General features: G+C 61.9%; 1 protein-coding gene. It reads left to right on the top strand.

Annotation, left to right across the window (positions count from 1 at the left end; all coding sequences use genetic code 11):
* Positions 1-3: 3 nt before the first annotated feature.
* Complete coding sequence (locus GYH35_RS04850; RefSeq protein ID WP_161827777.1) at positions 4-14,646, top strand: SDR family NAD(P)-dependent oxidoreductase; 14,643 nt, start codon at positions 4-6, stop codon at positions 14,644-14,646.
* Positions 14,647-14,677: the final 31 nt, after the last annotated feature.

Raw genomic sequence — 14,677 nt, 5'->3', positions numbered from 1 at the left:
CGGATGAAACAACAGTTGCAACAGATTTATCAGGATCTGTCCACGGGCAAGCTGTCCAAGACAGCGGCCCTGGAGATCATCGCGACGCTCAAGCGGCAACAACAGAGCGTCGGCGTCGTGCTTGCGAGCCCGCAGTGGCAAGCGAGCGCGGATGAGATCTCGAACGAGTCGACAGACTCCGAACAGCTCGTGCTGCTATGTGAGCTGCCCGGTGTGGATGCCACGGCCTTGGCAACGCTTGTGACTAATGGTCGTGGCCAGTCATTGCGGTCCGAGGGCGCCACTATCGCGGAGCGCTACAGTGACTATGCCGTCGCTTGCTTCGAGGCGATACAGAGCATCCTGCGCGGCAAGCCGAAAAGGAAAGTGCTCGTGCGCCTCGTGGTGCCGGACGCTGGCGGGCAAAGCGTGTTCATGGGACTGTTCGCGCTGCTCAAGACTGCCATGCTGGAAAATCCCAGCGTGGTCGGTCAATGCATTCTGGTGCCGGCCGGCATCACGACCGCTGACCTGGCGCAGAAGCTTCAGCGAGAAGCGGATGCGGTCGTCAGATATCGGAACGGTCTCCGGCACGTTCAAGCCTGGAGTCCGCTGCCGTCGAGCGAGGGCGACGCGCCGATCGCATTCAAGGACCACGGCGTCTACTTGATCACGGGCGGCTGGGGAGGCCTGGGCCAGATCGTTACTCGCGAGATCCTTCAGCAAACGACCAGCGCCAAAGTCATCCTCGCGGGTCGTTCCGCACCCGACGCGGCAACACCGGGCCGTGTGGAATATCGTTGCGTCGATGTGAGCGACCTGACGCAGGTCGAGCAGCTGATCTCCGCGATCGTTGAAGAGCACGGGCAGCTCAACGGCATCATTCACAGCGCAGGCATGATTGCGGACAACTTCATCCTGAAGAAGACCTCCGCGGAGTTTCGCGAAGTGCTGGCGTCCAAGGTCACCGGCACATTCAACCTGGATGCGGCGAGCCGGAATGTTGAGCTGGATTTCCTGGTGCTGTTCTCGTCGATCGCCGCGGTCATGGGCAACGCCGGGCAAGCCGATTACGCGGCGGCGAACGGGTTCATGGATCGATTCGCCGCTGACCGAAATCGAGCCGTTGCGGCCGGCGAGCGATCGGGCCGAACGTTGTCCATCAACTGGCCGTTCTGGTCGGAAGGCGGCATGACGCTCGACCAGCGGACGCTGGAATCGTTGCGCAGCTCGAGCGGCATCCAACCCATGCAGACCGCCACCGGCATTCAGGCGCTGTATCGATGCTTGCAGTCGAATCACGATCAGATGCTCGTGATGGAAGGCGAGTTGGCGCAACTGCATCGCGTGCTCGCCAGCCGGACCCTGCAGACTCAGCCCGCGACGATTGAACCTGCGCCAAGCGAACCGGCGACAAAGGAGGCCGGCGACCTGCTGGAAAAGACTCGGGATTATCTGCGCAAGCAGTTCTCGACGGTGTTGAAGCTGCCTGCTCATAACATCGATCCGCGCGCGGGTCTGGAGCGGTATGGCATCGATTCCATCTTGGCCGTGAGTCTCATCAACAGCCTGGAACGAACCTTCGGGCCGCTGTCGAAGACGCTGCTGTTCGAATATCAGAATGTGCAGGCGCTCGCCGAGTACTTCGTTCGGGCCCACGCGCCAGCGCTGGATGTGTTGTTCTCTCCAGCGGCGGTGGGGAAGGCCGCGCCGCGAGCACCGAGCCAGCGACAGGTGGCGCCAGTCACCCCCGCACCGACGCAGAAGGTCGCTGCCCGGCGGCGCCGTAGCGACTTCAGCTCGACCGACAGCGCCGAACCCATTGCGATCGTCGGGTTGAGCGGTCGCTATCCGGAGGCGCCGGATCTGGACACCTATTGGCGCAATCTCCGCGACGGCAAGGACTGCATCGTCGAGGTTCCCAGGGATCGTTGGGATTGGCGGGATTACTTCAGCGAAGACCGCACGCAGACCGGACGCCACTTCAGCAAGTGGGGCGGGTTCATCGCGGGCGTCGACGAGTTCGATCCGCTGTTCTTCAATATTTCTCCGAAGGAGGCGAAGAGCATCGACCCGCAGGAGCGCCTGTTCCTGCAGCATGCGTGGCTCGCGATCGAGGATGCGGGTTACACGCGCGGCAGCCTGCCAAACGATCGAGTGGGCGTGTATGCCGGCGCGATGCATAGCGAATATCAGCTGTTTGGCGCCGAGGCCAGCGTGCAAGGTCAACGCATGGCGGTCTCCAGCAGCTTTGCGAGCATTGCCAATCGCGTCTCGTACTTTTTGAACCTGCATGGTCCGAGCATGACACTCGACACCATGTGCTCCTCGTCGCTGACGGCCATTCACCTTGCGTGCCAAGACTTGCGGCAGGGTCGGACGCAACTGGCGATTGCGGGGGGTGTGAACGTCAGCATCCATCCGAACAAGTATCTGTTGCTGAGCGCCGGCCAGTTCATTTCCAGCGACGGTCACTGCCAGAGCTTTGGCGAAGGCGGCGATGGTTACATTCCGGGTGAAGGCGTCGGCGTCGTCGTCCTGAAGCGGCTTTCGGAAGCCGAGCGGGATGGCAACGTCATCTATGGCGTCATCCGTGGTTCCGCGCTGAATCATGGTGGCAAGACCCATGGTTATACCGTGCCGAATCCGCAGGCGCAGAGCGACGTGATCCGCCAGGCATTGGCAGATGCCGATCTGGATCCAAGACACATCAGTTATATCGAGGCACACGGCACCGGTACGAAGCTCGGCGATCCGATCGAAATCACGGCGCTGAGCAATGCCCTGCGCGGCGATTCGCAAGCGGCCGAAGTGGCGATGGGCACTTGTCTGATCGGCTCGGCGAAATCGAATATCGGTCACTGCGAGTCGGCCGCCGGTATCGCGGGCCTGACCAAAGTGCTGCTGCAGATGAAGCATCAGCTCATCGCGCCCTCGCTTCACTCCAGCAAGCTCAATCCGCACATCGATTTCAACAGCACACCGTTCGTGGTGAATCAGTCGCTGCGCGATTGGGAGTGCCCGGAAGTCGACGGCCAGCGCGTGCCGCGTATCGCGGGTATCTCGTCATTCGGAGCAGGCGGCTCGAATGCGCACGTGATCGTCGAAGAGTATCGGTCCAGATCGGTCGCTGCTGTCCGCGGCGCCGAGCTGGTCGTCGTTCCTTTGTCGGCAAAGACGACGGCGCAGCTCGAGCAGAAGGCGCGAGATCTGCTGACTTTCATTGGCACGCAAGCGGATGCGCTCGATCTGACGTCTCTGGCATATACGCTGCAGGTGGGACGCGAAGCGCTGGATGAGCGCTTGGGCCTGGTGACGGGCTCGGTCGAACAGCTGACCGACCAGCTGCAGCAGTTTCTCGCAGGGCAGGTTGCAGTCGACGGCCTGTATCGTGGCCAGATCGGACGCCACAACACGCCCTTGTCGGTGCTCACTGCCGATGCCGATTTCCGAAAGGTCGTCGATCAATGGATTGCTGACGCCAAGCTGTCGAAGCTCGTCGAGTCCTGGGTCAACGGCGTGGAGGTGAGCTGGCAGAAGTTCTACGAGGACGGCGCGACGCCGCGGCTCATGAGCTTGCCAGGTTATCCGTTTGCCAAAGAGCGCTACTGGCTTGCACTGCCGACGCCTGTTGCGACCGTGCCGAGTCGAACGACGGCGCTATTGCATCCTTTGGTTCACAAGAACACTTCGACACTCGAGCAGCAGAGCTATACATCCAGCTTCACTGGGACGGAGTCGTTCCTGGAACGCGATGAGGCAACCGGTCGATCGCTGCTGCCTGAGTGGATGGCGCTGGAGATGACGCGCGTTGCAATTGGGCTTGCATCGTCGGGCCGATTGCCGTCGGACATTCTCGAACTGCGCGACATCGCGTGGGGTCGGCCGATCGTTCTGACTGTAGAGCAGGCCGTTCGCGTCGTCCTGCAGGCGCGTGACAATGACAGCATCGATGTCGAGATCGTGAGTGGCGATGGCGTCGTGCATTGTCAGAGTCTTGCGGCCTACACCCGCGCGCAGACACGAGAGCGTGTCGATACGGTGCAGCTTATGTCGGCGATGCGCGCGCGGTCGCAGCCGCTGCGAACCGGCGTGGTCAGTTGCTATGAAGGAGAGGGGCAGCTGCTTGCGACTGTTCGTCTCGATGCATCCAGTGCCGACGAGAAGGGCCGCTACGCCTTGCGCCCGGAACTGCTGAAGATCGTCGCCGGGTGCGTGACAGACTTCGCGGGGGAAAGCATCTCTTTGCTGTCCATGGGTTGTGCGCGCCTGCTGGTCGAGTGTCCCGACACTGCGCTGATATGGATTCGCGCGGCGGCGTCAACCGGCGTCGACATCGACGTGTGCAGCGAGCAGGGCGATGTATGCCTGCAGGTTCGCGGATTACAGTACGAAGTCGCGGAGAATGCCGCCTTCGTAGTGCCCGCTCCGACAGCGCCCTCCGAGCCCAGGGAGATTCCACTTGGAGTTCAGCCGGCTGCGTCCGTCGATGCTCCCGTTGCGGCCAAGGCCAGAAAAGTCACATTAGCAGCCACCGATGAGCTGCAGGCGAGCGAGTCCACGCCGCGAGCGGCCGTAACTCTTCTCGACTTGGCTTCGCCCGGTTCTGCACAGGCGACGAGCTCGTTCGTGAAGCTTTTCGATGTGAGCAACGGCGTGTTCTCCATTGAAATCGCGCCGGCACCCGGTGCTGAGCCGGCAACCGCCGTCGAGCCACTACTCAATGCCTTGCGCGTCGCGCGGCGGGAAGCCTCTCTCAAGGTGCTGCTGATCAAAGGCAGGGACGACTTCTGGCCCGGCGACAGGGCCACCTGCAACCAAGCGGTCGAGCGCCGCCTGTTCAGCGAGATCGCATCGTTCCCGTTCCCCGTAATTGCAGTCATGCAGGAAGGTGCCTGCGGCAGCGGCTTCTTGCTCGCCAGCGTCTGTGACCTGATGGTCGGCAGCAAAGAGGGGCGTTACGAGTTCACGAGCCCGCGGCTGGGACTCTTCCCGAGCGAGAGTGAAAGACGCTTCTTCGCCGAGCGCTTCGGTGAAGTGCAGGCGGATGAGCTGTTGTACCGAACGGGTCCCTGGACCGGCGAGCAACTGCTGAAGAAGGGTTGGACATGCGCGATCGTGCCGGCTGCACAAGTCGACGCCAAGGCAATGGAGCTTGCGACCGACCTTGCGCAGAAGTCCCAAACGTCGCTGCGCTTGCTGAAGGAACATCTGGCGCGCGAACTCGTGCCGCTCGTCGATGCGCTGACGGTGGCGAGTCCGACGGAAGTGCAGGGCGGACTGGATCCTCGAACTCGCACCAAGATCGTCTCGCCGGCCGCACACATTTCGCTCGAGGGGTCGACGGAGAACGTTGCTGTCGTCCAGATCGAGTCGAACGCCGTCAGTATCAAACAGCTGATTGCCGACCTGGCCACGCTGTTCGAGCAGATCGAGCAATTCTCCGGCCACCGCGCCATCGTGCTGACGAGCGCTCAGTCGGGCTTCCTGCCTTCGAGTGAGACCGTCGATGCGGACGCCACGTTGGAGCTGCGCCGACTGGTACAGGGCTGCAAGGCGCCCGTGATCACGGCTTTCACAGGCGACGCCGAGGGCGCTGCATGGTTGTTGGGATTGTGGAGCGATGCCTGTGTGTATCAAACACAGGGACGCTACCGCGCAAATGGTCCTTGGGCCGATCCAGCGCTGGCTCGCGAAGTCGCGTCTCGGTCCGTGAGCCGACTTGGGCCAGCGCTGGGTCAGGAAGCTTGCCTGACGGGCCGCAGCTACAAAGGAGCCGACCTGCGTGCTCGAATGGGTGCGCTGACCGTGGCCGAAGCATCGGAAGTCATTCCGCAGGCGTTGCGCTTGGCCGAGTTCTGGACTGAGTGGCCGCGCGAGACTATCGAAGCCTGGAAAGCGTCGTGCGTGTCCGTCGCCGAGCACGCTCCCGAGATTCTGCCGTTGGAGGCGGCTCCGACCTCCGCGCCGAAGGCTCCTCAATCCGATGCAGTGACCGTGGCCAACGAAGCCGACGGCGTCGCTGTGATCACCATGCACGATCGACAGACGAAGAATCTGTTCTCCGAATCGTTGCTCAGTGCCGTGAAGCAGGCCTTTGCGTACGTCGAGCACACGCCGACCTGCAAAGTGGTCGTGCTCACCGGCTATGACACGTACTTCGCGGCGGGCGGCACCAAGGAAACATTGCTGTCGATCCAGCAGGGCAAGGCGCAGTTCACCGACGAGCGCATCTACGAGATTGCCTTGAACTGTTCTCTGCCGGTGATCGCGGCCATGCAAGGGCATGCCATCGGCGCAGGCTGGTCCTTGGGCATGTTTGCCGATCTGGTCGTGCTCGGCGAAGAGAGCCGCTTTCACAGCCCCTACATGGGTTATGGCTTCACACCGGGCGCGGGCGCGACGTTAGTATTCCCTCGAAAGATCGGCCACGATCTCGCACGCGAAACGCTGCTCACGGCACGCGAGATCGCCGGTCATGAGCTGCGGGATCGTGGGCTACAGGCTGCAGTCATGCCGCGGCGGGACGTTTTGTCGGCCGCCATCGAACTAGCCAGAAGCATTGCCAAGCATCCCAGAGACCAACTGAAAGCTCTGAAACGTCAGTGGACGCATTCCCTCCGCCAGGTGCGCGAGGATGTCTATCGACGCGAAGTGCAGATGCATGAGCAGACGTTCGTTGGCCAGGACGACACCCTGGCGCAGATCGAGACGAAGTTCTCGAATGCACCGGCCGTGACGACAACTCGCGCCGACGCAACTCAATCGACGGCCAACGAAGGCACGAACCTTCGCGACGTGATCGAAGCGCTCAGGAGCCTGCTCGCGCATGAGCTGCACATGCAGGCCCATGGCATCGACGAAGGCGTGCAATTTACCGACCTTGGCTTGGATTCGATCACGGGCGTGACCTGGATCCGCAAGATCAACGATCGCTATGGCACGAGCATCGAAGCGACCAAGGTTTACAGCTATCCGACGCTGGCGGAGCTCAGTCGGTTCGTGATGCAGGAAGCCGGCAGGATGGCGCCACCTTCCGGTCCGATGCCAGCGCCGACAGTTCAGCCTGCACGAACCACGGCCGCACCATCGAAAGTCGCACGCCGCGAGCTCGTATCGCGATTGAATCGTGAACCGGCGCGTCTGCGTTCAAGCGTAATTGCACGGGATGCGTCCGCGGCTCAGCGCATCGCCGTGATCGGCATGGCAGGCCAGTTCCCCAAGGCCAACGATCTCGACCAGTTCTGGGAAAACATCGCCGCGGGCCGCGATTGCATCAGCGAAGTGTCGAACCAGCGTTGGCGCCTGGACGATTACTACCAAGCGGGCGAGGCGGCGGCTGGCAAGACCTACAGCAAGTGGCTAGGTGCGCTGGAAGATTACGACGCGTTCGACCCGCTGTTCTTCAACATCTCGCCGACCGAAGCGGAATGCATGGATCCGCAGCAGCGCGTGTTCCTGCAAGCGTGCTGGCACGGTATAGAGAACGCGGGTTATGACTCGCAATCGCTATCAGGCAGTCGCTGTGGCGTCTTCGTCGGCTGCGCGGCCGGCGATTATCATCAGTTACCTCGTAAGAACCCACTGGGCGCACAGGATTTTACCGGCGCGGCGACATCGATCCTGGCGGCTCGCATCGCCTATTTCTTGAATCTCCGCGGCCCCTGCATTTCCATCGACACGGCGTGCTCATCCTCGCTGGTGGCGATAGCGGAAGCGTGCGACAGCTTGAGCTTCGGGACGAGCGATCTGGCATTGGCCGGCGGCGTCTATGTGATGTCGGGTCCGTCGATGCACGTCATGACTTCGCAAGCCGGCATGCTCTCGAGCGACGGTCGCTGTTTCACCTTCGATCAGCGCGCCAATGGCTTCGTGATTGGCGAGGGCGTCGGCGTCGTGGTGCTGAAGCGTCTGGTCGATGCCGAGCGCGACGGTGACCGCATTCTCGGCGTGATCGAAGGCTGGGGCGTGAATCAGGACGGCAAGACCAACGGCATCACCGCGCCGAACGAGGACAGCCAGGCGCGTCTGCTGCAGTCCATCTACGAGCGCTTCGAGATCGATCCGGCGGGCATTCAGCTGATCGAGGCGCACGGCACCGGCACGAAGCTCGGCGATCCGATCGAGGTCGCGGGCTTGAAGGCGGCGTTCAAGCCATTCACCGCTCGACAGGACTACTGCGCGCTCGGCTCGGTGAAGAGCAACATTGGCCATTGCCTGACCGCCGCTGGTGTGGCGGGTGTCGCGAAGCTGTTGCTGGCGATGAGGCATCGTCAGTTGCCGCCTGCTGCGAACTTCTCACAATGTAACGAGCACATCGATCTGGCCGGCACTCCGTTCTACGTCAACGCCAGCCTGGCTGATTGGAATGTTGCCGATCGGGGCCAGCGTCGCGCGGCTGTCAGCTCGTTCGGGTTCAGCGGCACTAACGCTCACCTCGTGATTGCAGAGCATGTGGCGTCTTCGCAGGGCGATCTCGACGCCCCGGTCTGGCCACAGGGTGAGAAGTTCATTGTGCCTTTGTCAGCAAGGAATGAAACTCAGCTGCGACAGAAAGCCGACGATCTGCTGAGGGCTCTGCGCAAGCGGGGCGAAACGATGCGTCTGGCCGACGTGGCCTATACGCTGCAAGTGGCCCGCGATTCAATGGCCGATCGCGTGGTGTTCCTGGCCGGTTCACTCGACGAATTGATCGCCAAGCTGGAAGCGTACGTCGCGGACGATTCCGGCATCGCCGGGACATTCCACGGTCAGGCGCAACGGAACAAGGAAGAGATGCTGCTGTTCGCCCAGGACGACGATGTCCGCACGACCATGGTTGGCAAGTGGCTGCGAGAGCGCAAGCTCGCCAAGCTGGCGGAGTGGTGGTCGAAGGGCCTGACGCTGGATTGGAAGCAGCTGTACGGCGAGGCGAAGCCGCGCCGGATCGAGTTGCCGGGCTATCCCTTCGCCAAGGATCGCTTCTGGATCGACAGCGCCGCGGTCGCGGACTCTCAGATCGATGACGATCGGATCCATCCGTTGGTGCACAGGAATGCGTCGTTGCTCAGCCAGCAGCGATATCGATCGAGCTTCAATGGCAACGAGTTCTTCCTCGACGACACGAAGGCGTTTCCAGCCTTGTCTCTCGTGGAGATGGCTCGCGCGGCGATCGTGCACGCCACGTCAGATCATGGCGTGCCGGCGGCGCTCTCCATTACCGGCATGGAATGGGACCAGCCATTGTTCGTGACTGAACCGACCGACGTCACCCTCAACCTCGAGGCCAATGACGACGGGATCGAATTCGAGATCCAGACTGAAGTGGTTCATGCGCGCGGCCGTGCGGATCTGGTTGCGAATGTCCAGGCGGAGCAGCTCGACCTTGCGGCCGCGATGGGCCGGATGACGCGAGATGAGCTGCAGCCCGCTTCGCTCCAAGGGCTGAAAGAAGTCTTCCGTGGCGACGGCTCCCTCTTGGCGCGAATCGAAATCGCGCCGGAATGTGACGCTCGAGACTACGTGCTGCATCCATGCTTGCTCGAAGGCGCATGGCAAGCGTGCACGATGTTCCTTGGCGCCGACGCGGGCTCGCGTTTGCCGGCTTCCGTCGAGTCGTTCACTGTCGCTTCGGCCTGCGCCGACCGGATGTATGCGTTGATCCGATACGCATCGGATGACGACCGGGCATTGGATGTCGACCTCTGTGACGACGCCGGAAATGCCTGCGTCCTGATGCGAGGCGTGCGATGGACGGCGCCGGGCAGCACCGTCGTCGCCCCGAACGAATCGAAGTGGGATGGCATCAGCTATCTGTATCGCTGGGAAGAGTGCCGGGATTCGCTGCCGAACTTGACCCTGGCACATCAGACGGTCCTTATCGTCTGCCGCGACGGTTCCTACGGATTTGAAGAGGTCATTCGCCAGCGCAATCAGCAGGCGAACGTCGTGCTGATTCGGTTGGCGGAAACTACTGCGCAGTTGTCACAGAACGAGTGGCGCTGCGGAGTGCGGGACTCGCGAGCATTCGAGACGGCGTTGCAAGGCGTTCGGAAGGTCGACGCGCTGTACTTCCTGGCCGCGAGCGAGCAGGCCAAGCATTCCTCGGTCGAGGAAGATGCGGAAGGCCAGCTGTTACGGCTGGTGAAGTTCCTCAAACACAGCCAGAAGGTCAGTGACAAGGTCGACACCTACATCCTCACGGTCGACAACCACTCGCTGAGCGGCGCAGCCAATGCGGGGGCCGGAGCGGGCGCATCGGGCTTGGGCTATTCCTTGGCCCAAGGCAACTATCAGTTCCGAGTGCGAAACCTCGATCTGTCGGCGGACGATCTGCGCGATCCCAGCAATGCCGAGCAGTTGCTCACCGTGATCGGTCGCGAGCCGTCCTCTGACCGGGGCGAGGTGTTCAAGCTCCAGGCAGGCAAGCGTTATCGTGGCTCGTTCTTCAAGTTGAACTGGGGCCAGCCCGCGCCAACGGCGATCAAACAGAAGGGCGTCTATCTCATTGTGGGCGGCACGGGCATCGTCGGTCGCATCATCACGCGCAATCTCATCCAGAAGTATGGGGCTACCGTGGTCTGGTTGGGCCGAAGCGATGCCGACTCGCCGAAAGTGCGCTCGGCACTGCAAGCGTTCGCGGAGTTCGGCAGCAAGCTGAGCTATCTGCAGGCGGACGTGCTGAGCCTGGATTCGATGCGTCAGGCCGTTGCCACCATCAAGAATCGTTATTCGGCACTGAACGGCGCGATCTTCTCGGGCATGGTGTTCGGCATCGACAACTCCATCGATCTGATCTCGGAGGCTCAGTTCGAGTCCGTCGTCGGCATCAAGACGCAGGGAAGCCGCGTGTTCCACGCTGCGTTGAGCGACGAGTCGCTGGACTTCATGGTGTATTTCTCTTCCGGACAGGCTTACTCCTTCTCGGGCGCAATGACGGTTGCGGCCTACGCCGCAGGCATCAGCGCAGCCGACAGCTTCACGCGATCCATTCAGGGCACGACGAAAGTTCCGGTCGGCACCATCAACTGGGGCGCGTGGCGAGCTTTCGTCAGGGAACGCATGGAAGTCCACCAGGACGTGCGCGCGAAGAACGTGGGCTCGCTCAGCGACGAAGAAGGATTCGCCTGCTTCGAGCGGTTCGTCGGCGAGCTGCAGCAGGGCAGGATTCGCCAGGTCTTGTGCATGCGAGTCTCGGAAGAGGTGCAGCCGCTGATCAACTGCAACTCGGAGGAGATCGTGACGTTGGCCGCGGACGCGCCGCTCGCGCCGCCAGTGACGGATCTGCAGATCGACCCTCCCAGCGGGCGCATCGCGACCCTGATACGCGCTCAGGAGCGCAGCGACCTCGACGATTGGTTCAGTCAGCTGCTGTTCTACCAGCTGAATCGTCTGGTCGAGGCGTCGGATCACAGCCTGCCGGCGCGAGTGCCGTCGAGCGTCGCGGAGCTGCATCGGCGCTGCCGGATCCTCGACAAGTACATTCCATGGGTCAACGAAAGCCTGCGCATGCTGGCCAAGCGGCAGTTCATCGAGCTGCGCGACGATGTCATCGTCCGTTGGGATGCCAGGGAAGCGAAGGCGAAATGGCACGAATGGCAGACACGACGACATGCGTATGCCGGTGACGCGTATTCGAAGGCGCTCACTGCGCTGGTCACCGATTGCCTGGTCAGCCTGCCCGAAATCCTGAATGGAAATGTTTCGGCGACGGATGTCATCTTCCCGAACTCGTCTCCCGAGAAGGTGGCTGCGCTCTACAAGGAAAATGCGATCGCGGACACGTACAACGAAGTCGTGGGTGACGCCGTGCTGGCATGTCTGCAGCAGCGCCTGCAGGCCGATCCAAGCACGCGGTTGCGAATCCTCGAGATCGGTGCGGGCACCGGCGGAACGTCGGCGATGGTGTTCGCCAAGCTGAAGCCGTTCCAGCATGCCGTCGAGGAGTACTGCTACACGGATTTGTCCAAGGCGTTCTTCCTGCATGCCGAGGAAAACTATGTCCCGGGCAATCCGTATATCGTCTGCCGACGACTGGATATCGAACAGCCCATCGAGCCTCAGGGCATCGATGTCGGCACGTACGATGTCGTGATTGCAACGAACGTCCTGCACGCCACGCGAGACATTCGACAGACGTTGCGCAATGCCAAGGCGGCGCTTCGTAACAATGGCTTCCTTTTGCTCAATGAGATCAGCGACAAATCCCTGTCACCTCATCTGACGGTCGCGCTGCTGGATGGCTGGTGGTTGTTCCAGGATCCAGAGCTGCGTATTCCCGGCTGTCCGGGGCTGTATCCACAGAGCTGGAAGCGCGTGCTCGAAGAAGAAGGATTCTGCTCGGTGCAGTTTCCGGTGGAGCAGGCGCATGTGCTTGGCAATCAGGTCATCGTCGCGCGCAGTAACGGACTCATCCGGCAGAGAGTGGAAAGTGTCGTGCCTCCGCAGGTGGTTGCCAAAGCGCCGGCGCCCATCCCGCGGCGAGCGAGCAACCCGTTGTCAACAAGCACAGTGGCAGTCGAGCGCGCGCCAGCGGTATCGAGCAGTGCGCATGTTCGAGACGCGATTCTCGGTTGCCTGTCGAAGACGCTGAAGGTTCCGGCCGCGAGCATCGGCGCCGAGATCGCATTCTCCGACTACGGCATCGATTCCATCCTCGGCGTCAACTTCGTCAAGCAGCTGAACGACACGCTGCGGATCTCGCTGAACACGGCGATCATCTTCGAGTATCCGTCCCTGGAGCGGCTGAGCAAACACGTTCTGGCGGCGTACGGAGATCAGATCGAGACACAGTTGAGATCGCCGCCGAATAGCGCGCCAACTGCAACGCCAGCTCCCGTGCCGACGCAAGCAATTACCGTCAAGACGAAGCGCCAGTCGAAGCGAGTCGAGAGCCGGGCGCCTGCCGTGAGCGCAGACATCGCCGTCGTAGGCATGTCGGGCCGCTTCCCGAAAGCCGAGAACGTGCGGGAGTTCTGGAACAACCTGGTCTCCGGCGTCGATGGCGTCGACGAGCTGTCCGCCCGATATCTGGATCAGTCGAACTACAGCCCGAAGAAGCAGAAGGGCAAGACCCGTTGCAAATGGGGCGGCGTGCTCGCAGAGCGCGATTGTTTCGATCCCTTGTTCTTCAACATTTCGCCGAACGAAGCGGAGTCCATGAATCCGCATCAGCGACTCGTGATGCAGGAGAGCTGGAACGCCATCGAGGACGCCGGCTATAACCCGCGGGCGCTGGCGGGCACGCAAACCGGCGTATTCGTCGGTTCGGAGCCCACGGGATATCGAGGCCATACCTTCACGGGCCTGTCGGAAGCGATCATCGCCTCGCGACTGTCCTATGTGCTGAACTTCAACGGCCCCGCGTTCGTCGTCAACACGGGTTGTTCCTCTTCGGGTGTGGCAATTCACCTCGGCTGCGAGAGCTTGAGGAACCGGGAGACGGATGTGGTGCTCGCGGGCGGTGTGCACGCGTGCATGGACCAGACGACGCAGATCCGTCTGGACGAAATCGAGATGTTGTCGCCCAGCGGGCGGTGTTTCACCTTCGACGCAGCGGGCGATGGCACCATCATTTCCGAAGGCGTGGCCATGGTGATGCTGAAACGCCTGGACGACGCCATTGCCGCCGGCGATCACATCTACGGCGTGATCAAAGGCTCGGGCATCAATCAGGACGGAGCGAGCAACGGCATTACCGCTCCGAACGGCGCCGCGCAGGAGCAGCTGATCCGCAGCGTCTACGAGAAATTCAAGATCGATCCGGAGCGCATCAGCTATGTCGAAGCGCATGGCACCGGCACCAAGCTCGGCGATCCGGTGGAGACGAATGCGCTGGTAAGGGCGTTCAAGCACTACACGGGCAAGCAAAACTATTGCGCGGTCGGCAGCGCGAAATCTCACGTAGGACACACTGCTGCGGCGGCCGGCGTCACGGGTTTGATCAAGGTGCTGTTGTCGATGCAGCACCGGCAACTGCCGAAGCTGCTCAACTTCAAGACACTCAACCCACTCATCGAATTCGAGCACTCGCCGTTCTACGTCGTCACCGAGCGCACGCCCTGGCAACCAGCGGGCGAAGTTCGAACGGCGGCCATCAACTCCTTCGGCCACAGCGGCACGAACGTTCACATGGTGGTGCAGGAATACTCACCGGCGGCTCGCCAGGAGGCCAACCATGCCAACCGCACCGTCATCGTGCCGTTATCGGCCAAGACGCCGGAACAGTTGCAACAGAAGGGGCGCGACCTGCTGGAGTTCATCGAGTCCGCCGACCAAACGATCGAGCTGGCGTCCCTGGCCTGGACTCTGCAAGCAGGGCGCGAGGCTATGGTGGAGCGCGTTGGGTTTGTCGTCCGCTCGCTCGATCAACTGAGCGACAAGCTCCGCGCCTGGCTCGCGGGTGAAAGCGATGTTCGAGGCACGGACAACCTCGGCAAGCAGCTCGAATCGTGGCTGCAAGGCCACGCGGTGGACTGGGCGCTGCTCTGGGGCGACGCCAAGCCCAGGCGTATGAGTTTGCCCGGGTATCCGTTCGCTAAAGAAAGATACTGGGCCGGCATGTCGGACCCGGCTGCGACGACTTCCTCAAACCTTCCGTCACAGAGCATCGAGGACATCATCGACCGCATCGATGACGACTCGATCGACGCCCACGCCGGCGTGCAGCTGCTGAAGCTGATGGTCTGAAGCCAGATCGACTGATCTTCCTCCCCATGAC

This window comes from Steroidobacter agaridevorans (assembly GCF_009932555.1).
In the GTDB taxonomy this organism is placed as follows: Bacteria; Pseudomonadota; Gammaproteobacteria; order Steroidobacterales; family Steroidobacteraceae; genus Steroidobacter; species Steroidobacter agaridevorans.
This window is presented reverse-complemented; position numbering and strand designations above follow the sequence as displayed.